We start from the raw sequence: 22,587 nt of genomic DNA on the forward strand, positions 1-22,587 counted from the left end.
GCGGTTTCGTCTCCCTCGCGTGTCACCACGGGTACATCGTGGTGATAGGAATGAGCAGGTGAATGCCAACCCTTCTGCCGCCACCGACGAAGTAGTCGAGCTCGTCAGCCGGCTCATCCAGTTCGACACCAGCAACACCGGTGAACTCGCCACCACCAAGGGTGAAGCCGAGTGTGCCCGGTGGGTGCAACAGAAACTCGAAGAAGTCGGTTTCGAAACCGAATACCTCGAGTCCGGACAACCGGGCCGCGGCAACGTCTTTGCGACCCTGCCCGGCGCCGATCGCAAACGCGGGAAACTGCTGCTGCACTCGCATCTCGATGTGGTCCCGGCGCAGGCGGAAGACTGGAGCGTGCACCCGTTCTCCGGTGCAGTCGAAGACGGCTACGTCTGGGGTCGCGGCGCGATCGACATGAAAGACATGGTCGGGATGGCGCTGGCGCTGGCCCGGCAGTTCAAACGCACCGGCACCGTGCCGCCCCGCGACATCGTCTTCGCGTTCCTCGCCGACGAAGAGGCCGGCGGCAAATGGGGTTCGCACTGGCTGGTCGACAACCGGCCGGACCTGTTCGAAGGCATCACCGAGGCTGTGGGCGAAGTGGGCGGGTTCTCACTCACCGTCGACCGGCCGGACGGCACCCAGAAGCGTCTCTACCTGGTGGAAACCGCGGAAAAGGGGCTGGCCTGGATGCGGCTGACCGCATCCGCCAAAGCCGGACACGGCTCGTTCCTCCATGAGGACAACGCCGTCACGATCCTCTCCGAAGCGGTCGCCAAACTCGGGCGGCACCAATTCCCGCTGGTGATGACCGAGTCGGTCTCGCAATTCCTGGAGGCGGTCTCGGAGGAGAGCGGCCTGTCACTGACTCCGGACACCCCGGACCTGGAGACCGCGCTGTTCAAGATCGGCAGCATTGCGCGCATCATCGGCGCCACACTGCGCGACACCGCCAATCCGACGATGCTCCAGGCCGGATACAAGGCCAACGTCATCCCGCAGACCGCGACCGCCGTGGTCGATTGCCGGGTGCTGCCCGGACGCCAGGCTGCGTTCGAGGCGGAGGTCGACGAACTGATCGGCCCGAACGTCACCCGCGAGTGGATCACCAAACTCGACTCCTACGAGACCACGTTCGACGGTCATCTCGTCGACGCGATGAACGATGCGATCCTCGCGCACGACCCGCAGGGCCGGACCGTCCCGTATATGCTTTCCGGTGGCACGGATGCAAAAGCGTTCGCCCGCTTGGGGATTCGCTGCTTTGGGTTTGCGCCACTCAAGCTGCCCACCGAACTCGATTTCGCGGCGCTGTTCCACGGTGTCGACGAACGGGTACCGGTGGAATCGCTGCTGTTCGGGACCGAGGTTCTCGAACACTTCTTGATGCACAGCTGAGCCCTGCATTGCTGAGCCCATCGGGCAGTTGAGATCCGGGCGGCCGGCGATGCTCATGTCGGCCACATCCCCGACCCACCTCACGCATGATGGTGGGGCACCCTACGGAAAGGACACGAACAACGATGTCGAGGTACAACCCGTACGACGCTCTGCCGAAGCTCCCCGGCTTCACTCTGACCTCCGAAAGCATCACCGACGGCACCGCCTGGGAGAACCCTCAGGTGTCCGGGATCATGGGAGCCGGCGGTGAAGACATTTCACCGCAGCTGACGTGGTCCGGATTCCCTCCGGAGACCAAGAGCTTCGCCGTCACCGTGTACGACCCCGAGGCACCCACCGCGTCCGGGTTCTGGCACTGGGCCATCGCCGACATCCCGGTGTCGGTGACCTCTCTCGCCGCCGATGCGGGCAATGGCGCCGAAGGTTCGCTGCCGTCCGGGGCGGTTGTCCTGAACAATGACGCCTCCGTGCGGCGATTCATCGGTGCCGCACCGCCTCCCGGGCATGGCACGCACTACTACTACACCGTGGTCCATGCAGTCGACGTGGAGACGCTGGGACTTCCAGACGGCGCAACCCCGGCCTACCTGGGTTTCAACCTGTTCAGCCATGCGATCGCGCGGGCGATCATCACGAACACGTACGAGCGGTAGCCTCCGGGCCCACGACATAACCACCAGTTCCAGTCATATCCACATGTGCAACTTGTGGAAATGGCTGGAGCTGGTGGCTTTTGGGTCAGTGCTTGGGCGCCGAGGTCCCGACGGCGTCCGCGATCGAGCCATAGCCGGCGGCGCGCACCCGCTGTGCCAATCCCTGGTGAATCAGCTTGACCCACAACGGGCCACCGTAGATGAATCCGGTGTAGGCCTGAACCAGTGATGCTCCGGCGCAGATCCGCTCCCAGGCCTGGTCGACGGTTTCGATCCCGCCGACGCTGATCAGCGTGAGCTGTCCACCGACCCGGCCGTAGAGGCGCCGCAACACCTCGAGGGAACGATCGGCGAGCGGCGCACCGGACAGTCCACCGGCTCCGATGGTCTCGACCTCCGCGGCGGGCGTGGCCAAACCCTCGCGACTGATCGTCGTGTTGGTGCAGACGATGCCCGCCAGACCCAATTCGACCGCCAGATCGGCAATCTGATCGATGTCGTCGTCGGCCAGATCAGGTGCGATCTTCACCAGGACCGGGATGTCGACCGCGTCGGACACCGCCGACAGCAACGGACGCAACGCGGACACCGCCTGCAGATCCCGAAGCCCGGGCGTATTGGGCGAACTGACGTTCACCACGAGGAACTCGGCCAGGGGACCGAGCAGCCGAGCGCTGATCAGATAGTCGTCGACGGCATTCTCCGGTTCGACAACCTTGGTCTTGCCGATGTTGGCCCCGATCGGAACCATCGAGGTGGTGGTCTTGCGGTGGCGCAGCTGGTTTGCCGCAGCCCCGGCGCCGTGGTTGTTGAAGCCCATCCGATTGATCAGGGCCCGGTCGGCCGGTAGCCGGAACAGTCGGGGAGCCGGATTGCCGGGTTGGGCCTGTCCGGTGACGGTGCCGATCTCGGCGAAGCCGAATCCGAGAGCGCCCCAGGCGTCGATCGCCTCACCGTTCTTGTCGAAGCCGGCCGCGAGTCCCAGGGGCGCCGGGAAGTCGAGCCCGAACACCCGCGACCGCAAGACGGGATCGTCGGTGACCAGCACCCGCCGGGCCAGCGAACGCAACGGCTTGAACCGTCCGGTCCACGAGATCGCCCGGGCCCCGATCCGGTGGATTCGCTCCGGCGGAACCAGGAACATCAGGGCAAGAAGCCACCGGTACAACCGGCGGTAGACAGTGGCGATCACGCGCTCATTCCAGTATCGGGTTCATCGGTGGAGGCCAGTCGCGGTCGGCGACGACGGAGCAGGACCTTGCGGCTGCCATCGGCATAGAGGCGGACCCGGGACAGTTCCCAGCCACCGAACTCGGCCTGGATCGACAACCGCATGGAGGCGGTCACCCGGGTCACATCAGGGGGCAGACGCAAGGGGACGTATTCGTAGTCGTCCGTCGACATGTCCCATTCCCGCGGAAAGCCACGGTTGCGGTTGCCTGCCAAGTCTGCGCTCACCTCACTACTGATCGGGGTTGATGATCTGCAATCCGCCTCCATCGGCGGACAGCAGGTACACCGTCCCGGTCTCGGGGTTGACCACCATCGAATTGGCCTGCGAAACGGTCGCGAACTGCTGCACCTGAACCGGGGTTCCGGTGGCCAGTTCGTAGGCCGTGACCTGGTTGTTTCCGGTGGTCGCCACCCACGCCAGGTTGTGGGTGTCGTCGTAGTCTACGGCGTAGGGGCCAAAAGCCACGGGATGCCGGAATTTGTTGACGATCGGGTCGCCGTAGAACGCGAGGAACTCGCCGCCCAGGGTGTCGGTGGTCAGGAACCGGCCGTAGTGATCGACAGTGAGGTTCGTCGCACCGTCGCCGGAACGCAGGGCCACACCGAGATCGCTGTCGGCGATGTCGACCTCGGTCACCGACGACTGCGCGCGGTCGAGCACGACGACCTGTCCGTCGTGTTCGGCGATCGCGTCGACCCGGACAAATCCGGTGATGGTGTCGCGCACTGTTCCGTCGGGATCGACCACTATCAGGCTGCCTTTGTCGTTGCCGACGAGGATGTCGCCGGTCGACGTCAGCACCGCCGACAGCGGGGTTCCGGGGAGGTCCACGCGCACCGTGTCACCGGTCGCCGAATCGATGATCAGCAGCGCGCCGGGGATCAGCACCTCGAGCTTGCCCGAACTGAACGTTCCGAAGCCGGTTGCCTTGTCGCTCAACGTAACTGTGCGCGTTGGAACAGCTCCCGGAGCGAGTCCTTCGGCTGCGTAGAAGTAGACCGAGCGGCCGTCGTCGGACAGCAAGGCCAGCTGCTTCGTCCCCGTGCAGTAGGCCATCGCGGTGCCGGCGTTGGCCACCGGAACCACCACACCCGCCGGAGGGGTGGCCGGGTCATTCGCCGGTGCGGCGATGGGGGTCTGCGGAACGATCGTCGGAACATCGGGCGTACCACCCGAATCCGAGCAGCCGGACAACACCAGCGCGGCAGCCGCCATCGCCACCAACAGACCTTTACCGCGCACATTCATGGCACCCATCTTGCTTGCCGGCCCGCCTCGCCATGCCACGGGGGCGCCGGTGTCGCAACCCGAAGACCGGGCCGGGGTTTCCCGTAGCATCGGCCCCCGTGACCGACACCATGACGTGGGCCCAGGCGATAGTCCTCGGGGCCGTACAGGGATTGACCGAGTTCCTGCCGATTTCTTCCTCCGGTCACCTGCGCATTGTTTCCGAGATCTGGTTCGGTGAGGACGCCGGTGCATCGTTCACCGCCGTGACGCAGTTGGGCACGGAAGCTGCTGTTCTCGTGTTCTTCGCCAAAGACATCATCCGCATCATCGCGTCGTGGTTTCGCGGCCTGTTCAACAAAGACGCCCGGGACCTCGACTACCGCATCGGCTGGTATGTGATCATCGCCACCATTCCGATCGGCGTCCTCGGATTTCTGTTCAAGGACGAGATCCGCACCGGCGCACGCAACCTCTGGTTGGTCGCGAGCATGCTCATCCTCTTCTCCGCGGTGATCGCTGCGGCCGAAAAGTTCGGCCGCAAAGAGCGGCCCATCGAGAAGCTCACCACCCGTGACGGAATCGGCATGGGTCTGGCCCAGTGTCTGGCACTGATCCCAGGGGTGTCGCGTTCCGGCGCCACCGCGAGCGCCGGCCTGTTCCTCGGACTCAAACGTGAAGCTGCGGTGAGGTTTTCGTTCCTGTTGGCCATCCCGGCGGTGGTCGCGTCCGGATTGTTCAGCCTCCCAGACGCATTCGAACCCAGCGGTGACGGCGTCGAGTCGTCCGGGATGCAGTTGCTCGTCGCCACGATTGTCGCGTTTGTGGTCGGCTACGCCGCGATCGCCTGGCTGCTGAAGTTCGTCGCCGACCACTCGCTGTACTGGTTTGTCGGCTATCGGGTGCTGCTGGGTCTTCTGGTCATGGGACTGCTCGCGGGCGGCGTGATCAGCGCCACATGATCCGGTGCTGCAACGCTGTGACATGCGACGACGACTTCGTGCCGAGTCCGGATCCCGGCCCGGCGCATAAGGTGTGACACGTGACGGTCATATTGCTTCGACACGGACGATCCACGGCGAACACCTCGGGTGTGCTCGCCGGCCGCTCGGCGGCTGTGGGTCTCGACGATCACGGACGTTCCCAGTCCGTCGGCCTCATCGAACGCTTCGGTGACCTGCAAAAGCCCGTCGCGGTTGTGCGGTCCCCGCTGCTGCGGTGTGAGCAGACGGTGGCTCCGCTCGTCAGCCACTTCCAGTGCCCCGAGATCGTCGATGAACGTCTGGTCGAGGTCGACTACGGCCAGTGGACCGGACGCCCGATCAAGGAACTGCTCTCCGAACCGCTCTGGCGGGTGGTGCAGCAGCAGCCGTCGGCGGCGATCTTCCCCGACGGTGAGGGACTGGCCCAGGTCCAGTCCCGGGCGGTCGCCGCGATCCGGGAACTCGACGCCCGCTTCTCCGGTGAAGACGGATCCGGAATCTGGATCGCCTGTACGCACGGCGACGTCATCAAGGCGGTCCTCGCCGACGCGATGGGCATGCACCTCGACTCATTCCAGCGGATCGTCGTCGAACCGGCGTCCGCCAGCGTCGTCCGGTACAGCCTGGCGCGACCGTACGTACACGCGGTGAACTGCACCTCCACCCTCCCGTCGATTCCGGCACGGCCCAAACCCTCCGAAAAGGCCGAGACGTCGGACAACAGCCATGGGCCCGCCCACACCGACGATGCCGTTGTCGGCGGTTCCACCGGAACCTGAGACCGGCTGCCGCGCTGCGCCGCGACACCAACGACCAACGCCTTGGGCGAACCCGCCCCGATTGGGGATAATCAATTTCAGGAGAACGGAGGTGCCATGGCCAGAGCGATACACGTCTTCCGCAGCCCGGACCGTTTCATTGCCGGAACGGTGGGCCAGCCCGGTGACCGGACCTTCTATCTGCAGGCCATCCACGAAACGCGTGTCATCAGCGTCATGCTCGAAAAGCAGCAGGTCCAGATACTCGCCGACCGGATCGGCGCCCTGCTCGAAGAGGTACACCGCAGGTTCGGGACGCCTCTGCCCGCCGAACTGTCCCGTGTCGAAGACCTCAGTCCACTCCTGATGCCTGTCGACGCCGAATTCCGCGTGGGCACCATGGGTCTGGGATGGGACTCCGAATCCGAAGCTGTGGTCGTCGAGTTGCTCGCCATCACCGAGGGCGAGTTCGACGAGAGTGTTGTCCTCGACGACACCGAAGAAGGTCCGGACGCGGTCCGCGTGTTCCTCAGCACCGGTGCCGCCCGCGAGTTCGCGGCCCGGTCGAGCCGGGTCATCTCCGCCGGTCGCGAGCCCTGCCCGTTATGCGGGGATCCACTCGATTCGACCGGACACATCTGCGTCCGCACCAACGGATACCGCCGCGAGGCCACGTTCGGTCCGTCACTCGAGTTCATCGACCCTGATCTGTTCAACGATCCGAACCTGCTCGACGAAGACGATCCAGACGAACCTCCGGGTCCGGACGTCGGTGACGAGCCCGGCCGGTGACAGCCACCCCGCCCACCGGCGAACCGGTTGATGTGCAACACATCCTGGCCACCGGCGAACTCGAACTCATCGGCCAGATCCGCAATGCCAGCAACGCGACCCTCGTCTGCGATGCCGTTGTCGGTGACCAGCAGGTTCGGTGCGTCTACAAACCGGTCCGCGGTGAGCAGCCGCTGTGGGACTTCCCAGACGGCACCCTCGCCGGACGTGAAGTGGCGTCGTACCTGGTGTCCGATGCGCTCGGCTGGTCGGTGGTCCCGCTGACTTTGCTGCGCGACGGACCGTTCGGTCCCGGCATGGTGCAGCGCTGGATCGACACTCCGGAACCGGCAGACGGGTTGCCGACAAGGCTCGATCTCGTCGACCTGTGTTCGCCCGATCTGGTTCCGGACGGCTGGAAGCTGATCCTGTCCGCCGTCGACTCGCGTGGCGAAGACGTGGTGCTTGTCCACGCGGACGATCCGCGGCTGCAGCGGATGGCGGTGCTCGACATCCTGATCAACAACGCGGACCGCAAGGGCGGACATGTCCTGGAAGGGCTCGACGGGCAGGTCTACGGCGTCGACCACGGCATCTGCCTGCACACCGAGGACAAACTGCGGACCGTCCTGTGGGGCTGGGCCGCCGAATCCATCCCCGCGCACCTCCTCGAGGATGTCGCGGCCCTGCTCGAGGCCTTGCGCACCGAGGATTCGCCGTTGCGTGACCAACTCGCCGAATTGATCACGCCGGCGGAGGTGGTGGCGCTGGTCAACCGGACGGCGGCGATGGTCGCCACGCCGGTCATGCCCGAAGCCGATCGGTCGCGACCCATCCCGTGGCCGGCGTTCTGACCCGTTCTGGTCGGCCCCGAGAGCGCGGGTCGGTGTTGCGCCAATAAGGTGGTCATCATGCAGTCGTGGTCTGAAACCGTCGTCCCCGTTGTGCCCGGTCAGGGTCCGGCACTGAGGCTCTTTGACACCTCGGACCGTCAGGTCCGTCCGGTGGTGCCCGGCAAGATCGCCACCATGTACGTGTGCGGCATCACACCTTACGACGCAACGCATCTCGGGCATGCCGCCACGTACCTGACGTTCGATCTGGTCAACCGGGTCTGGCGCGATCTCGGACACGAGGTGCACTACGTCCAGAACATCACCGACGTGGACGATCCGCTGTTCGAGCGGGCCGACCGCGACGGGATCGACTGGCGCGATCTCGGTGCGCGAGAGATCAACCTGTTCCGCGAGGACATGGCGGCCCTGCGGGTGCTGCCGCCCCGCGACTACATCGGTGCTGTTGAGTCGATCGACGAGGTCGTCGAGGTCGTCGGCAAGCTCCTGGCCTCGGGTGCCGCCTACATCGTCGATGACGAGCAGTACCCCGACGTCTACTTCCGCACCGATGCCACCGAGCAGTTCGGCTACGAGTCGGGTTACGACCTGCCGACAATGCAGAAGTTCTTCGCCGAGCGGGGCGGCGATCCCGACCGGCCCGGCAAGCGCAATCCACTCGACGCGCTGGTCTGGCGGGCGGCGCGTGACGGCGAACCGTCGTGGGACTCGCCCCACGGACCAGGCCGGCCCGGCTGGCACATCGAGTGCGCCGCAATCGCTTTGAACCGGATCGGAACCGGATTCGACGTGCAGGGCGGCGGCAGCGATCTGATCTTCCCGCACCACGAGTTCTCTGCAGCACACGGCGAGGCGCTGACCGGTGCCCGTCGCTTTGCGAAGCATTACGTGCACGCTGGGATGATCGGGCTCGACGGCGAGAAGATGTCGAAGTCGAAGGGCAACCTCGTTTTGGTGTCGAAGCTCCGCGCCGCCGATGTCGACCCCGGTGCAATCCGCCTGGGTCTGCTGGCCGGTCACTACCGCACCGACCGGGCCTGGACCGACGAGGTGCTCGCCGAGGCCGTCACCCGCCTGGAACTGTGGCGAAAAGCCGCGGCCTGCGAGTCCGGTCCCGATGCCGCTCCGACGATCGAGCGACTGCGCCTGCACCTGACAGACGATCTCGACACTCCCAAAGCACTTATCGCGATTGATGCCTGGGCCCACGACACATTGGGCGGGCTCGGTTCGGCCAAGACTGCACCGGCCGACGTGGCCAATGCGGTCGACGCGCTCCTCGGCGTCAACATCGCTCCGCTTGGGTAAGGTTCGACATCGTGGCCAAAGAGCAAGAGATCGATCCCGACACAGCTGACGGTGTGTGGGCCGTGACGACGCGGACGTCGACCTATCTGCTGGACTTTGGCGAGATGACCCTGCTCCGTGCACCGGGCGTCGGTAGCAGCGGCGACGAGGCCTGGGCCGTGAGCCGGCTCCGCCGCGATTCCGAGGACATCCCCCTGCTCGGTGTGAAGTCATGCCGTGTGGGGGAGTCGGCGCAATTCTGGGTTCGTGCAGCCGACGATCCCGATGTCCGGACGTGGCGCATCACCACGCCCGTCGTGATGATCGAACGGATCTCCTGACCGCCGACCGTGCCCAAATCGCCGCCGAGCGTGCCCAAATCGCCGCCGAGCGTGCCCAAATCGCCGCCGAGCGTGCCCAAATCGCCGCCGAGCGTGCTCTAGTTACCGCCGAGCGTGCCCATACAGCCGTCGAGCGTGCCGACGTTGTCGAACGGCGTGCAGTATCGGCCCGCTCGATTGCTGGATGGGCACGGTCAACGGTTGGATGGGCTCGCTCGACGGTCGGATGGGCACGCTCGACGGAGGTCGGGTCAGGTCCAGATGTGGATCTGGCCGTCGTGGACCTTCGCCTGAAAGACGGGAAGGGCGTCGATGTCGGTTCCGTTGGTGCACCGACCGTCGTCGAAGGAGAAGGTGTACTGGTGCAGCGGGCACATCACCTTGGTGGCGTCGGTCTGACCGTCGGCGATCGGGCCGCCCTTGTGCGGGCAGCGAGCCCCCAGTGCGCGGACGGATCCATCGGACATCAGGAAGACCGCAACCTGTTGTCCGTCAACGATATAGGTGCGCCCTTCGCCAACAGTGAGATCCGTCACCGGACCCACCCGCGTGAACCCGGTGTCTGTGGTGGTCATCGGACCGGCACCAATGGCAGCTTGATGAGCGGCAGCGACGGCTCGAACTGTGCGGGTGACTTGGGCTCGAGGCGTTCCTTCCAGGGATCGCTGTAGGCGGCCGCCGATGCCGAGATCCGTTCGGACAAGCCGTCCACCAATCCATCCCGGTCGTCGATGAGAATTGCCCGGAGTTCCTCGATGCCCACCCGCGGGACCCACGCGTAGGTGCGTTCGAGCCACTTCGCCTGTTCTCGGTAGTACTGGATGAACACCCCGCAGATGCGCAGCACCTCTTCGGCTCCGACGGCGGTGGTCAGCAGATCACCCTTGCGGATGTGGGCCCCGGCCGCGCCGCCGACATAGATCTCCCAGCGGCCGTCGCCGACCGCGACCACACCGAAGTCCTTGCACAGCGCCTCCGCGCAGTTGCGCGGACAACCGGTGACGGCCAGTTTGAGTTTCGCGGGCGCTTCGAGGCCCTGATAGCGCTCCTCGATGGCGATGCCCAGCGCGGTCGAGTCGTCGAGCCCGAAGCGGCAGAACTCCAGGCCCACACATGTTTTGACCGTCCGGAAGCTCTTGCCATAGGCGTAGCCGGAGGGCATGTCGAGATCAGCCCACACCTTCGGCAGATCTTCCTTGCGGATGCCGAGCAGGTCGATGCGCTGGCCGCCGGTGACCTTGACCATCGGGATGTTGTATTTGTCTGCGACGTCGGCGATTCGGCGCAGTTGTGCCGGACTGGTCACACCGCCCTTCATCTGCGGGACCACCGAGAACGTGCCGTCGCGCTGGATGTTGGCATGGACGCGGTCGTTGATGAACAGCGCGCCGCGTTCGTCTTCCCACTCGGCGCCCCAGATGATCCGGAGCAACGACGCGAGTGGCATCTTCGCGGTCACGTCGTCGCCGTCCGGCGACAGTGCGCCGACCACCGCCGACACCGACCGCAGGTCGAGTTCCCGAATCCGGGTCATCAGTTCGGGTTTGGTCAGTGGAATCGACGGGACGTACCAGTCCGCCGATGGATCGACGGCCAACTCGCCGCCGGCGGCGCAGGCCACGATGTCGCCGACGAGTCCCTTGCAGGAGCCGCAGCCCTTGCCCGCGCGGGTCTTCGCGACGACCTCGCCGACCGTCTTGGCGCCGGCGTGAACGCACGCGACGATGTCGCCCTTGGTGACTCCGTTGCAGTTACAGACCTGGACGTCGTCGGAGAGTTCGGCGGCGCCGGTCTGAGCGCTCGGCGTGCCCATGTCGAAGAGCATGCTGATGCGTTCGTCGGGCAACGCCACCTTGTCGTCGAACGCCTGGGTCAGGAAGTTGACCTTGCTGATGTCGCCCAGCAACATCGCGCCGATCAGCTTGTTGTCGCGGACGACCACGGACTTGTATGTGCCACTGCGGGGTTCGTAGAACTGGACGAACTCATCCGTGTCACGTTCGGGCCCTTTGACACCCATCGCCGCGACATCCACCCCGGCGACCTTGAGCTTCGTCGTCAGCCGCGAGCCGTGATAGGCCGCATCGGGATTGTTGCCCGTCAGGACATCGGCCAGGACCCCCGCCTGCTCCCACAGCGGGGCCACGAGCCCGTAGACCTCTCCGCGGTGCTGGCAGCATTCACCAACGGCGTAGATCGCACCCTCGTCCTCGCAGCGCATCTGGTCGTCGACAACGATCCCGCGTTCGATGACCAGGCCGGCGCGCCGCGCGAGTTCGACGTTGGGCCGGATACCCGCCGTCACGACGATCATGTCCGCCGGGAGACTGCTGTCGTCGTTGAAACCGACCCCGGCGACGGCACCGTTGTCGGCGCGCAGGACCGCAGTGGTGCGCTTGGAGGTGTACACACCGACGCCGAGCTCTTCGATCTTGTTGCGCAGCACCCGCCCGCCGCGTTCGTCGAGTTGTTGGTTCATCAGGTGTCCGGGGGAGTGCACGACGTCGACGTCGATGCCCTGGGTGCGCAGCCCGTACGCTGCCTCGAGTCCGAGCAGGCCGCCACCGATGACAACTGCGCGGATCCCGTCGCGGGACAACGCCATCTGCAACATCCCGTTGGTGTCTTCGATGGTCCGGAACCCGAAGACCCCACGTGCGAGCCGTCCGTCGGCCTCGCGCAGGCCGTCCATGTTGGGGAAGAACGTGTTGCTGCCGGTGGCGATCACGAGCACGTCGTAGTCGATGGTCCGGTCGCTCTCACAGGTGACGACTTTGGCGAAGCGGTCCACGCCGACGGCGCGGTCGCCGGCATAGAGCCGGACATCGTTCTCGCGGTACCAGGCCATCGGATTGAGCATGAGGTCGTCGTCGTCGATCGAACTCTCACCGGCCAGCACATGCGAGAGCATGATCCGGTTGTAGTTGCCGTACGGCTCGTCGCCGATCATCGTGATCTCGAACTGTGACCCGCCGCCTCGCTGCAGGATCTCTTCGACGGTGCGGGCGCCGGCCATCCCGTTGCCGACCACCACCAGTCGTTGCCGCTGCTGTGCCTCCGGCATCAGAACTCCACGAACCCGAAGTCGACGACGAGCTCTCCCGTGCACCCCTCCGGCGCCGCGAACACCAGCTCCAGGACACTGTCGGCGTCGACATCCTCGACCACCCGCAACGGCACGTTCACCGACGCCTTCGCACCCATCGGAAACCACCGCATGGGCCGTTGATCGCGCAGCAGGGTCACGTAGACGAGCTCGCCCGAGCTGTTGCCGCCGCGGAAGTACAGCGGTTGGACGGTGAGGCCGGCCGGGACCTGATAGGTCAGTGACGGATCCAAGGGGGCCGCCTTGGTGAGGCCGCTTCCGGTGAAGGTGAAGACACCCTGGAGGAACTTCGGTGTGCTGGACATGCCCCTACTGAACGTGAGCCCGATGAACCAGCACTTGCAACAGGGTTACGAGTCCATTGTCAGGACCTCACCGTGTTCACAGGAGGTCGGTGATCACGACGTCCTGATGGGGACTCTAACCGCCGAAGCGTCCGCCGGGACCGCGTCTGCGCAGGTAGCGCTCGAATTCCGCGGCCAGGGCATCGCCATCGATCTTCGACAGTGTTTCGTCGACGCTGACCTCGGCGTCGCCGCGTTCTTCGAGTCCACGCACGTAATCCGAGATCTCGTCGTCGTCTTCGGTCATCTCGGTGACCGCGCGTTCCCATTCCTCGGCCTGCTCCGGCAGTTCGCCGAGCGGCACCTCGACGTCGAGGACCTCTTCGAGCTGGCTCAGCAGTGCCGCCGAGGCCTTCGGGTTGGGCGGCGCCGACACGTAGTGGGGGACTGCGGCCCAGAAGGAGATGGCCGGGATACCTGCCGCCACGCAGGCATCCTGCAGGACGCCCGTGATCCCGGTGGGACCCTCGTACCGGCTCTCCTCGAGCTTGAACCGTTTCGCCGATTCGCTGCTGTACGCGGCACCGGTCACCGGGACCGGCCGGGTGTGCGGGGTGTCGGCCAGAAGTGCGGCCAGGATCACCACCGTCTCGACCTCGAGTTCCCGGGCGATGTCCAGGATCTCGGCGCAGAATCCGCGCCACCGCATGTTCGGTTCGATTCCGCGCAGCAGCACGATATCTCGGTCCGAGCCCGGCGGCGTACAGTACGAGATCGAGGTGGTCGGCCAATCGATCCTCCGGGTGACTCCATCGATCTGTTTGATCGAGGGTCGGTTCACCTGGAAGTCGTAGTAGTCGTCTGAATCGATCTCGGCGAGCGGTACTGCGTCCCAGACCAGTTCCAGATGCTCCACGGCTCCACTGGCCGCGTCGCCGGCGTCGTTCCAACCCTCGAAGGCAGCAACCAGCGTGGGGCGGCGCAACTGTGGCAGGCTTGCGCTTTGCTCGGCGTTCACTGATCCAGCCTACGACCGAACCCCAATCGAGAGCGAACTACCCTGATAACTATGTCCTCAGCCACATCGCCGTCCTTCGATACGGAATTGCTCACCGCGATGAGCAAACGCGTCTTGATCGGTGACGGTGCCATGGGAACCATGTTGCAGGCCGCGGATCTGACGTTGGACGATTTCCTCGGCCTCGAAGGCTGCAACGAGATCCTCAACGACACCCGGCCCGATGTGCTCCGCGAGATCCACCGCGCCTATTTCGAAGCCGGAGCGGACGCGGTCGAGACCAACACCTTCGGCTGCAACCTGTCGAACCTCGGTGACTACGACATCGGCGACCGGATCCGGGAGCTCGCGTTCAAGGGAACGCAGCTCGCCCGAGAGGTCGCCGACGAGGTCGGTCCCAGCGCAGACGGCACGCCGCGGTTCGTGCTGGGTTCCATCGGTCCCGGTACAAAGCTGCCGACCCTGGGCCACACGACGTTCGCCTCGATCCGCGACGCCTACTACGAATGTGCTGCGGGCATGCTCGACGGCGGCGCCGACGCCATCCTCATCGAGACCTCACAGGACCTGCTCCAGGTCAAGGCCGCGATCCTCGGATCCCAGCAGGCGATGGCCGATCTCGAACGCCGGATCCCGATCATCGCCCACGTGACGGTCGAGACCACCGGCACAATGCTCCTCGGGTCGGAGATCGGTGCCGCCCTCGCCGCACTCGAGCCGCTGGGCATCGACATGATCGGACTCAACTGCGCCACCGGCCCCGCCGAGATGAGCGAGCACCTGCGGTACCTCAGCAAGCACGCACAGGTGCCCGTCTCGGTCATGCCCAACGCCGGCCTGCCCCAACTGGGCCCGAACGGCGCCGAGTACCCGCTGACACCGGAAGAGCTCGCCGACGCCCTGAGTGGTTTCGTCCGAGAGTTCGGGCTCGCGTTTGTCGGTGGTTGCTGTGGCACCACACCCGAACACATCCGGCAGGTGGCGCAGGCTGTCGCCGGTGTGACCAAGGCGCCGCGCACGATCGAACACGAGGCCGAGGTGTCGTCGCTCTACAGCGCGGTCCCGTTCTCGCAGGATGCCTCCATCCTGATGATCGGTGAGCGGACGAACTCGAACGGATCGAAGGCGTTCCGTGACGCGATGCTGGCCGAGGACTACCAGAAGTGCCTCGACATCGCGAAGGACCAGACCCGCGACGGCGCCCACATGCTCGACCTCAACGTCGACTACGTGGGCCGCGACGGTGCCGCCGACATGTCAGCGCTTGCCAGTCGGCTGGCGACCTCGTCGACGCTGCCGATCATGCTCGACTCGACCGAGCCCGAGGTCATCGCGGCCGGCCTCGAACATCTCGGTGGCCGGTGTGCGGTCAACTCGGTCAACTACGAAGACGGCGACGGGCCCGAGTCGCGCTTCACCAAGATCATGACGCTGGTCAAGACCCACGGCGCCGCCGTGGTCGCCCTGACCATCGACGAAGAGGGCCAGGCCCGCACCGCCGAGTGGAAGGTCCGCATCGCCGAGCGTCTGATCACCGACATCACCGAGAACTGGGGCATGAAGGAAGAGGACATCATCATCGATGCCCTGACCTTCCCGATCTCGACCGGCCAGGAAGAGGTCCGCAAGGACGGCATCGAGACCATCGAGGCCATCCGCATCCTCAAGGAGAGCCACCCGGAGGTGCATTTCACCCTCGGTATCTCCAACATCTCGTTCGGCCTGAACCCTGCGGCCCGGCAGGTGCTCAACTCGGTGTTCCTGCACGAGTGTGTGCAGGCCGGTCTCGACACCGCGATCGTGCACGCATCGAAGATCCTGCCGATGTCGAAGATCCCCGACGAGCAGCGTGAGGTTGCGCTCGATCTGGTCTACGACCGTCGCCGCGAGGGCTACGACCCGCTGCAGAAGCTGATGGCGCTGTTCGAAGGTGTGTCGGCGGCGTCAGCGCGCGAGAGCCGAGCCCAGGAGCTGAACAGGCTGCCATTGTTCGAGCGCCTCGAAAGGCGCATCGTCGACGGTGAACGGGCCGGACTCGAAAACGATCTCGATGAGGCCATGCTGGAGAAGCCGCCGCTGGAGATCATCAACGTGACCCTGCTGGCCGGCATGAAAACCGTCGGTGAGCTGTTCGGTTCGGGCCAGATGCAGTTGCCGTTTGTGCTCCAGTCCGCCGAGGTCATGAAAACCGCTGTGGCGCACCTCGAACCGCACATGGAGGCGACCGGGGAAGACGGCAAGGGGCGGATCGTCCTCGCGACGGTCAAGGGCGATGTCCACGACATCGGCAAGAACCTCGTCGACATCATCCTGTCGAACAACGGCTACGAAGTGGTCAACATCGGTATCAAGCAACCGATCTCGACCATCGTCGAAGTGGCGCAGGACAAGAATGCCGACGTCATCGGGATGTCTGGGCTGCTGGTGAAGTCGACCGTGGTCATGAAGGACAACCTCAAGGAGCTCAACAGCCGTGGGCTGGCCGGGAAGTACCCGGTTCTCCTCGGTGGCGCCGCGCTGACCCGTTCCTACGTCGAGAACGATCTGAGCGAAACCTACGAGGGCGACGTGCACTATGCCCGTGACGCTTTCGAGGGTCTGCGATTGATGGACGACATCATGCTGGTCAAGCGTGGTGGTGGCCTCGATCCGAACAGTCCCGAGGCGATCGCGGCCGCGGAGAAGACGGCAGAACGCAAGGAACGCCACGCGCGTTCGAAGCGCATCGCCGAAAAGCGCAAAGCCGAGGCGGCGCCCGTCGTGGTCCCGCAGCGTTCAGATGTCGCGGCCGGACTCCCGGTGCCGACGCCGCCGTTCTGGGGTTCACGCATCGTCAAGGGCATCCCGGTCGCCGAGTACCTCACGTTGCTCGACGAACGCGCGTTGTTCTTGGGGCAGTGGGGACTTCGCGGCGCCCGTGCCGGCGAAGGACCGAGCTACGAGGACCTTGTCGAATCCGATGGCAAACCGCGTCTGCGCTACTGGATCGACCGCCTCGCCACGGAGAACATCCTCCAGCACGCGGCGGTCGTCTACGGGTATTACCCGGCCGTCAGCGAGGGCGACACGGTGCATGTGCTCACCGAACCGCGTCCGGACGCGCCCATCCGGCACAGCTTCGAGTTCCCGCGCCAGCAACGCTCCCGGTTCCTGTGCATCGCCGACTTCATCCGTCCGCGGGCCGAGGCCATCGAGACCGGTGTCGTCGACGTCCTGCCGTTCCAGTTGGTGACGATGGGTCAGCCGATCGCGGACTTCGCGAACACGCTGTTCGCGGCGGATGCCTACCGCGACTATCTCGAGGTCCACGGCATCGGCGTGCAGTTGACCGAGGCGCTCGCGGAGTTCTGGCACCAGCGCGTGCGGGAGGAACTGCGATTCGGTGATGTCAGTGTCGCCGCGGAAGACCCGGACAACGCTCTGGACTTCTTCGACCTCAAGTACCGGGGCGCCCGGTTCTCGTTCGGATACGGTGCCTGCCCATCTCTGGAGGATCGCGCCAAGATGATGGACCTGCTCGAACCGGGCCGCATCGGGGTCGAACTCTCCGAGGAGTTGCAGCTGCATCCGGAACAGTCGACCGACGCCTTTGTGCTGCACCACCCCGAAGCGAAGTACTTCAACACGTAGTTCGTCTCAGAAGGCGCCCGGCAGCTGCGATCAGCTGTCGGGCGCTTTTCTGTTGCGGTTCAATCGGGTTCGTGCGCCTCCTGGAAATCGGCCACTGCTTCGCCGTGTTCGCGCGCCCACCGGTTGAGCATCTCAACGGGCTCAACCAGCGTGGTGCCGAGTTCGGTCAGCCGATACTCCACCTGCGTCGACGTCTCGGCTCGATACACCAGCCCATAACCTTGCAGCTTCCGCAGTGTCTGCGTGAGCACCTTGCGTGAGATGCCGCCGACCACCTCGATCAGTTCGCCATGTCTGCGTGGCTGCTGACCGAGCGCAAAGACCACGAGTACGGACCACTTGTCGGCGATGATCTCGACAGCGAGCCGGGCCGGGCAATCGACGAGCAGTGCATCCGAAGACGACGGTTCCATCGATCGAAGGTACCAAGAGGTAACGAGCAGCTTCGTAGCGTGGAAAACGATCGGTTCACATTCGAACCGGCCACTGACAGCGATCATTGGAGCCGCCCCCATGCCACGAGTTGTTGTTTTCGATCAGATCGGCGACCCTGACGTCTTGCGTGTCGTCGACGAACCCGTGACCGCACCCGACGCCGGTGAAGTACGCATCAGGGTCGAGGCCATCGGCCTGAACCGACTCGATTCGATGATGCGCGCGGGCACCTTCCCGCGTCCGTTCCAGCTGCCGCATGCCCGCCTCGGCTGTGAGGGCACCGGCATCGTCGACGCCGTGGGCGAGGGCGTCGAAGAGTTTCGCGTAGGTGATGCGGTCATCGTCACCGCGCTGCCGACGATGGACCGCAACGGCACGTACGCGGACTACACGACGGTGCCCGCAAGTGCGATCATCGCCCGGCCGGACGGACTGGACGCCGTGCACGCCGCCGCACTCTGGGTCGCGGGGTCAACCGCGTACGGCGCCCTCGTCGAGAAGGCTCACATGCGTCCGGCCGACCACGTCCTGATCACAGCCGCATCCAGTGGCGTCGGGCTCGCTGCGATTCAGGTTGCCAACCAGATCGGCGCCGTACCGATCGCCGTCACCCGCCACATCGCGAAGAAGGAGGCTCTCCTGGCTGCCGGAGCTGCCGCAGTCATCGCGACCGACGAGGACGATCTTCATGAATCTGTTCGACGTGTCACCGGCGGGGTGGGCGTCGACATCATCTTGGATTCCGTCATGGGCCCGGGACTGTCCGACCTGGCGCAGACCGCAAGGCCGGGCGGCACACTGGTCGCCGTCGGCTGGCTCGATCCACGGCCTCCGTCGTTCCCGATGACCGGGCCACTGACCATACACTGCTACGTGGGTTTCGAATTGCTGGCGGACCCGGGCGCCGTCCGGCGCATCGCGGCCTTTCTCGCAGCCGGAGTACGAAGCGGCACAATGCAACCGACGATCGACTCGGTCTTCACTCTCGACGACATCTCACAAGCACACCGCCACCTCGAAAGTGGTGACCAGATCGGAAAGATCGTGGTGACCGTGTAACCCGCGCAGGGCGCCGCGTGGGCGCGGACGTGCAACTGAATCTGCCTCACCGGTTGCGCTCAGAGTGGGTGCAACCGGTGTGTTCGGCTAGCAAGTGTTCAACACTCGGTGGCATGACGACTTCAACAGTTACCGCCTCCGGTGCCATCACCGATGCCGAACTCGATGCGCGTTTCCAGCCGGTATTCGAGACGATCGCCGCGGGTGCCACCGCGCGCGAGGTCGACCGCCGACTCGCGCACGACGAGGTGCACCTGTTGCGCGAGGCGGGCCTCGGTGCGCTGCGGGTGCCGGTCGAATTCGGCGGACTCGGCGCCACCGTGCGCCAGCAGTTCCGGCTGCTGATCGATCTCGCTGCCGCCGAATCGAATTTGCCGCAGGCACTTCGGGTGCACTTCAGCTTTGTCGAAGACCAGCTGCTGGCCGCGCCGAGCCCGGAACGTGACACCTGGCTGCGCGCCGTGGCCGGTGGAATCCTGGTCGGTAACGCCATCACCGAACCCGGTGTCGGTGCAGTGGACCGCTATCAGACCCGACTGACGCAGAAGGATGGTCAGTGGATTCTGAACGGCACGAAGTACTACAGCACCGGTTCCCTGTATTCGAACTACATCCTGGTCGCAGCCGACCGGGACGGCGAACGGGTCTCGATCCTGGTGGACGCCGACGCCGAGGGTGTCACTCAGCACGACGACTGGGACGGTTTCGGACAACGCCTGACCGCCAGCGGGACAACCGAATTCAACAATGTTGTGGTGGCCCCCGAACGAATCCTGGGCCCGGGTTACGGCGGCGCCGGAAAGACGTACGGAACCTCGTATCTGCAGTTGGTGCACCTGGCCGGACTTGCCGGTATCGCTCAGCGCGCCACGTCTGACACTGCCGAGTGGGTCCGTAACCGCACCCGCTCGTATACCCATGCGGCCGCGGACCTTCCACGCGAAGATCCACTGGTCCAGCAGGTGATCGGCAAACTGTCTGCGGCGGCGTTCACCGCACGCACGTCCGCGCTGGCGGTTGCCGACATCCTCGACGAGGTCCTGGCTGCCGGCAACGACGCCGGTCCGGAATTGCTCGATCGCGCGGAACTCGCGGCGTCGCAGGCGCAGGTCACGTCCGTCGACATCGTGCTCCGCGCCACCAACGAACTCTTCGAGGTCGGCGGTGCGTCGATCACGTCGGAACAGCTGCGGCTCGATCGGCATTGGCGCAATGCCCGCACGATCGCGGTCCACAACCCAACGATTTTCAAGACCCGCGCCATCGGCGACCACATCCTCAACGGCACCGAACTGCCGTACGCCTGGAGCGCCGGTAACCGCTAGCTCTCAGACCCCGGCGGCGGTGGATCGAAGGATCACCAGTCGCTGGGTTGCCCGAGTCATCGCGACATAGCGATCGACGGCTCGGCTGACGGGGTCACCGTCACCAAAGGCTTCGGGATCGACCAGCACGACCAGGTCGAACTCGAGGCCTTTGGCCAATTCCGGGGTCAGAGATCGAATACGGACAGTCGCCGCGAACGTGGGATCGCCGATCACACAGGCGATCCCGTCATGGTTGTCGGCGAGCCAGCCATCGAGGATCGAGTCACGCTCCGCGGTCGTCCGGTATTCGACGGGATTGTTGTTGCCGCGCACCGAAGTCGGGACGTTGGCATCCGGCAGCACCGCGCGGATCACCGGTTCGGCTTCGGTCATGACCTCTTCGGGCGTCCGGTAGTTGATGCTCAGCGAGGCCATGGAGATCCGGCCCATCCCGACCCGTCCCAGTCGCTGCTGCCACGTCTCGATGCCCTGATCCGCGCCAGGTGAGGCGAATCCGGCTCTGGCCTGGGCACGGTCTCCGACAACGGTGAAGCTGCGGGATGGACACCGCGAGAGCAGCATCTGCCATTGCGCGTCCGTCAGCTCCTGGGCCTCATCCACCACGATGTGCGCAAACGGTCCGGCCAGCAGGTCTGCGGTGCGTTCCTCATGGTCGTCGGTTGGCTGGTCGCCGATCAACGCGTTGCGCAGATCCTGTCCACGCAGCATTGACATCACCATCAGGTCGGAGTCGTCGGCGGCGATGAGGTGGTCGACCACCGCCGACCGCTGCTCTTGCTCGGCGGCGACGGCGGCGACGCGGCGGCGCCTTCGTTCGGATGCCCCCGGATCGCCGAGCCGCCGGCGGGCGGCGTCCAGGAGTGGCAGGTCGGACACCGTCCAGGCCTGTGCGTCGTCCCGCTGCAGTACAGCCACCTCATCGGCGTTGAGCCACGGCGCACACTTGCGCAGATAGGCGGGCACCGACCACAGATCTGCCACCAGATCGGTGGCGTTGATCATCGGCCATTCCCGGTGCAGGGTTGAACGGAGTTGTTCGTTCTCCGACAGGGCCATCCGTAGTTGTCCTGGCGTGATGTCGCCGGCATGCCCGTCGGCGAGGATGGCGAGCAATTCCTCCCAGATGATTTCCCGTGCCTCGTTGTGCGGCGTTCCCGCTTCAGGAGCGTCGAACGCCGTGGCCCAATCAGCGGCGCTGAGATAGAGGTCCGACCACGGCGTTTCGATGGTCATGCCCTTCGCGGGCGGTTGTTCGTAGAACTTCACGGCCGCCTCGATCGCCTTCACCAGCTCCGCCGACGACTTCAGCCGGGCCACTTCCGGATCGTCCTCGATGCCGGCTGTCGCACCCTCCGTGACCAGGTCACGCACTGTGCACGTCGCGACCCCTTCCTCGCCCAGGCTGGGCAGGACGTCGGCGACATACGCCAGGTACGGCTCGTGTGGCCCGACGAACAGCACCCCGCCGCGATGATGGCCGAGCCGCGGATCCGAGTAGAGCAGATAGGCGGCGCGGTGCAGGGCCACAACGGTTTTGCCGGTGCCGGGGCCACCGTCGACCACCAGTGCGCCGCGGGATCCGGCGCGGATGATCGCGTCCTGGTCGGATGCGATGGTGCCGAGCACATCTCGCATCTTGGCCGAACGATTGCTCCCGAGACTGGCGATGAACGCCGACTCGTCGTCGAGGGTGGCCGCCGATGTCAGTCCGTCGGCAGCGAACACATCCTCTGCGCGCAGCACCTCGTCCCAGTAGTCGGTGATCTTTCCACGGGTCCAGCGGTATCTCCGGCGGCTCACCAGACCCATCGGGTTGGCGTGGGTGGCTCCGAAGAACGGTTCGGCGGCGGGGGAGCGCCAGTCGATGAGCAATGTCTGACCGGCGCTGTCGGTGAGCCCGAGTCGGCCGATGTAGACCGGCTCGGAATTGTCGGCGGCCACCATGTGGCCGAGGCACAGGTCCGATCCGAAGCGACTCAGTGCCCGCAGGCGCGCGCCGAGACGATGGACTTCCATGTCGCGGTCCATCGCGTCCCGGCCGGTGCTGCTGTACGTCGCTTGTTCGGCATCACGGCGGGCGGACAGGTCGGCAATCGTCCGGGAGAGGTTGTCGGCGATGGCCGCGAAGTGCCGTTCGTCGGTAGCGGTCAGCGCCGGATCGGCCTTGTGGGAGAGGCGCTCGGGAAGGTTGAACACGCTTTTGGCCACGGTATTCGTAGC

At 65.4% G+C, this 22,587-nt stretch carries 20 protein-coding genes; 11 read left to right on the forward strand and 9 right to left on the reverse strand.

The window, feature by feature from the left end; translation table 11 throughout:
* The first annotated feature begins 58 nt into the window (after positions 1 to 58).
* A complete protein-coding gene (locus H290_RS0121785) occupies positions 59 to 1,396 on the forward strand; it encodes a M20/M25/M40 family metallo-hydrolase (RefSeq protein WP_020108958.1) in 1,338 nt (445 codons plus the stop codon).
* A gap of 125 nt (positions 1,397 to 1,521) precedes the next feature.
* A complete protein-coding gene (locus H290_RS0121790; RefSeq protein WP_020108959.1) occupies positions 1,522 to 2,052 on the forward strand; it encodes a YbhB/YbcL family Raf kinase inhibitor-like protein in 531 nt (176 codons plus the stop codon).
* Positions 2,053 to 2,137: 85 nt separating this feature from the next.
* Here the strand turns inward: H290_RS0121790 and H290_RS0121795 are convergent, their stop codons facing one another.
* From H290_RS0121795 to H290_RS0121810, 3 genes are read right to left on the reverse strand one after another with little or no spacing between them, the layout of a single operon-like run.
* Positions 2,138 to 3,220 (reverse strand): quinone-dependent dihydroorotate dehydrogenase, encoded by a 1,083-nt coding sequence (locus tag H290_RS0121795; protein ID WP_028463517.1) that lies wholly within the window; start codon positions 3,218 to 3,220, stop codon positions 2,138 to 2,140.
* 20 nt (positions 3,221 to 3,240) lie between these two features.
* Positions 3,241 to 3,456, reverse strand: a complete 216-nt coding sequence (locus H290_RS0121805; protein WP_051122176.1) for a DUF5703 family protein — start codon at positions 3,454 to 3,456, stop codon at positions 3,241 to 3,243.
* Between the two features lie 58 nt (positions 3,457 to 3,514).
* Positions 3,515 to 4,534, reverse strand: coding sequence for a YncE family protein (locus H290_RS0121810; protein WP_036519873.1), 1,020 nt, complete (start codon positions 4,532 to 4,534; stop codon positions 3,515 to 3,517).
* A 110-nt stretch (positions 4,535 to 4,644) separates the two neighbouring features.
* On the opposite strand from H290_RS0121810, the gene H290_RS0121815 reads away from it, so the two are divergent.
* From H290_RS0121815 to H290_RS0121840, 6 genes are all read left to right on the forward strand, one after another.
* Entirely contained in the window at positions 4,645 to 5,475 is an 831-nt protein-coding gene (locus tag H290_RS0121815) for an undecaprenyl-diphosphate phosphatase (RefSeq protein ID WP_081631677.1), read from the forward strand.
* 80 nt (positions 5,476 to 5,555) lie between these two features.
* Positions 5,556 to 6,275: an MSMEG_4193 family putative phosphomutase gene (locus tag H290_RS0121820; protein WP_028463519.1), complete on the forward strand. Its 720-nt coding sequence runs from the start codon at positions 5,556 to 5,558 to the stop codon at positions 6,273 to 6,275.
* A 96-nt stretch (positions 6,276 to 6,371) separates the two neighbouring features.
* A complete protein-coding gene (locus tag H290_RS0121825) occupies positions 6,372 to 7,046 on the forward strand; it encodes a DUF3090 domain-containing protein (RefSeq protein ID WP_020108965.1) in 675 nt (224 codons plus the stop codon).
* Positions 7,043 to 7,879 (forward strand): SCO1664 family protein, encoded by an 837-nt coding sequence (locus H290_RS0121830; RefSeq protein ID WP_020108966.1) that lies wholly within the window; start codon positions 7,043 to 7,045, stop codon positions 7,877 to 7,879. Before H290_RS0121825 ends, H290_RS0121830 begins: the two co-directional genes overlap by 4 nt.
* Positions 7,880 to 7,936: 57 nt before the next feature.
* Positions 7,937 to 9,187 carry a cysteine--1-D-myo-inosityl 2-amino-2-deoxy-alpha-D-glucopyranoside ligase gene (gene mshC / locus H290_RS0121835; protein WP_028463521.1) on the forward strand — a complete coding sequence of 417 codons (1,251 nt, stop codon included), beginning with the start codon at positions 7,937 to 7,939 and terminating at the stop codon, positions 9,185 to 9,187.
* 11 nt (positions 9,188 to 9,198) lie between these two features.
* Positions 9,199 to 9,507: a hypothetical protein gene (locus tag H290_RS0121840; RefSeq protein WP_020108968.1), complete on the forward strand. Its 309-nt coding sequence runs from the start codon at positions 9,199 to 9,201 to the stop codon at positions 9,505 to 9,507.
* A 251-nt stretch (positions 9,508 to 9,758) separates the two neighbouring features.
* On the opposite strand, the gene H290_RS0121845 is transcribed toward H290_RS0121840, so the two are convergent.
* The 4 genes from H290_RS0121845 to H290_RS0121860 form a co-directional block, all read right to left on the reverse strand.
* Complete coding sequence (locus H290_RS0121845; protein WP_020108969.1) at positions 9,759 to 10,082, reverse strand: Rieske (2Fe-2S) protein; 324 nt, start codon at positions 10,080 to 10,082, stop codon at positions 9,759 to 9,761.
* Complete coding sequence (gene nirB, locus H290_RS0121850) at positions 10,079 to 12,571, reverse strand: nitrite reductase large subunit NirB (protein WP_020108970.1); 2,493 nt, start codon at positions 12,569 to 12,571, stop codon at positions 10,079 to 10,081. The genes H290_RS0121845 and nirB overlap by 4 nt, the downstream gene beginning before the upstream one ends.
* Positions 12,571 to 12,918, reverse strand: a complete 348-nt coding sequence (locus tag H290_RS0121855) for a hypothetical protein (protein ID WP_020108971.1) — start codon at positions 12,916 to 12,918, stop codon at positions 12,571 to 12,573. Before H290_RS0121855 ends, nirB begins: the two co-directional genes overlap by 1 nt.
* Positions 12,919 to 13,033: 115 nt before the next feature.
* A complete protein-coding gene (locus tag H290_RS0121860; protein WP_020108972.1) occupies positions 13,034 to 13,915 on the reverse strand; it encodes a PAC2 family protein in 882 nt (293 codons plus the stop codon).
* Between the two features lie 51 nt (positions 13,916 to 13,966).
* On the opposite strand from H290_RS0121860, the gene metH reads away from it, so the two are divergent.
* A complete protein-coding gene (metH, locus tag H290_RS0121865; RefSeq protein WP_020108973.1) occupies positions 13,967 to 17,545 on the forward strand; it encodes a methionine synthase in 3,579 nt (1,192 codons plus the stop codon).
* Positions 17,546 to 17,604: 59 nt separating this feature from the next.
* Here metH and H290_RS0121870 read toward each other — a convergent pair whose 3' ends face one another.
* Positions 17,605 to 17,958, reverse strand: a complete 354-nt coding sequence (locus tag H290_RS0121870; RefSeq protein ID WP_028463522.1) for a helix-turn-helix domain-containing protein — start codon at positions 17,956 to 17,958, stop codon at positions 17,605 to 17,607.
* A gap of 100 nt (positions 17,959 to 18,058) precedes the next feature.
* Here H290_RS0121870 and H290_RS0121875 point away from each other — a divergent pair, with 100 nt between their 5' ends.
* Positions 18,059 to 19,039, forward strand: a complete 981-nt coding sequence (locus H290_RS0121875) for a zinc-dependent alcohol dehydrogenase family protein (protein ID WP_020108975.1) — start codon at positions 18,059 to 18,061, stop codon at positions 19,037 to 19,039.
* A 113-nt stretch (positions 19,040 to 19,152) separates the two neighbouring features.
* On the forward strand, positions 19,153 to 20,364 hold the full coding sequence (locus tag H290_RS0121880) for an acyl-CoA dehydrogenase family protein (protein ID WP_020108976.1): 1,212 nt from the start codon (positions 19,153 to 19,155) through the stop codon (positions 20,362 to 20,364).
* Positions 20,365 to 20,367: 3 nt separating this feature from the next.
* Here H290_RS0121880 and helR read toward each other — a convergent pair whose 3' ends face one another.
* Entirely contained in the window at positions 20,368 to 22,575 is a 2,208-nt protein-coding gene (gene helR, locus H290_RS0121885; RefSeq protein WP_020108977.1) for an RNA polymerase recycling motor ATPase HelR, read from the reverse strand.
* Positions 22,576 to 22,587 lie beyond the last annotated feature (12 nt).

It is taken from the genome of Nocardia sp. 348MFTsu5.1 (assembly GCF_000383535.1).
GTDB lineage: Bacteria > Actinomycetota > Actinomycetes > Mycobacteriales > Mycobacteriaceae > Williamsia > Williamsia faeni.